Source organism: Amycolatopsis sp. NPDC033938, assembly GCF_055575975.1.
In genome coordinates this window covers 1-1,075 of sequence record NZ_JBVIRO010000048.1, presented here as the reverse complement: position 1 = coordinate 1,075, position 1,075 = coordinate 1, and the positions used below count along the sequence as shown (strand labels likewise).

1 rRNA gene is annotated in these 1,075 nt (G+C 54.9%); it reads right to left on the bottom strand.

Features of this window, described 5'->3' with window-relative positions:
- Positions 1-42 precede the first annotated feature (42 nt).
- Positions 43-1,075, bottom strand: a 23S ribosomal RNA gene (locus ACZ5ZX_RS41680); the annotation flags it as partial.

Below are 1,075 nucleotides of genomic sequence, written 5' to 3'. Positions count from 1 at the left end.
GTGTGGTGTTTCAGAGCTGTAGAGTGGATGCGTAACATCTTTGTGGGCAAGTCCTCGGCCTATTAGTACCAGTCAACTCGACAACACATTACTGTGCTTCCATTTCTGGCCTATCAACCCAATGGTCTGTTGGGGGCCTTAACCCACAAAGGGGTGGGATACCTCATCTTGGAACAGGCTTCCCGCTTAGATGCCTTCAGCGGTTATCCCTTCCGAACGTGGCCAACCAGCCATGCCACTGGCGTGACAACTGGCATACCAGAGGTTCGTCCGTCCCGGTCCTCTCGTACTAGGGACAGCCTTCCTCAAGTATCCTACGCGCGCGGCGGATAGGGACCGAACTGTCTCACGACGTTCTAAACCCAGCTCGCGTGCCGCTTTAATGGGCGAACAGCCCAACCCTTGGGACCTACTCCGGCCCCAGGATGCGACGAGCCGACATCGAGGTGCCAAACCATGCCGTCGATATGGACTCTTGGGCAAGATCAGCCTGTTATCCCCGGGGTACCTTTTATCCGTTGAGCGACACCCCTTCCACCAGGTGGTGCCGGATCACTAGTCCCGACTTTCGTCCCTGCTCGACATGTCTGTCTCACAGTCAAGCTCCCTTGTGCACTTGCACTCAACACCTGATTGCCAACCAGGCTGAGGGAACCTTTGGGCGCCTCCGTTACTCTTTAGGAGGCAACCGCCCCAGTTAAACTACCCATCAGGCACTGTCCCTGAACCAGATCATGGTCCGAGGTTCAGATTCCCAATCCGACCAGAGTGGTATTTCAACAACGACTCCACCAACACTAGCGTGCCAGCTTCACAGTCTCCCACCTATCCTACACAAGCCGAACCGAAAACCAATACCAAACTATAGTAAAGGTCCCGGGGTCTTTCCGTCCTGCCGCGCGTAACGAGCATCTTTACTCGTAGTGCAATTTCGCCGGGCCTGTGGTTGAGACAGCCGGAAAGTCGTTACGCCATTCGTGCAGGTCGGAACTTACCCGACAAGGAATTTCGCTACCTTAGGATGGTTATAGTTACCACCGCCGTTTACTGGCGCTTAAATTCTCAGCTTCACCCC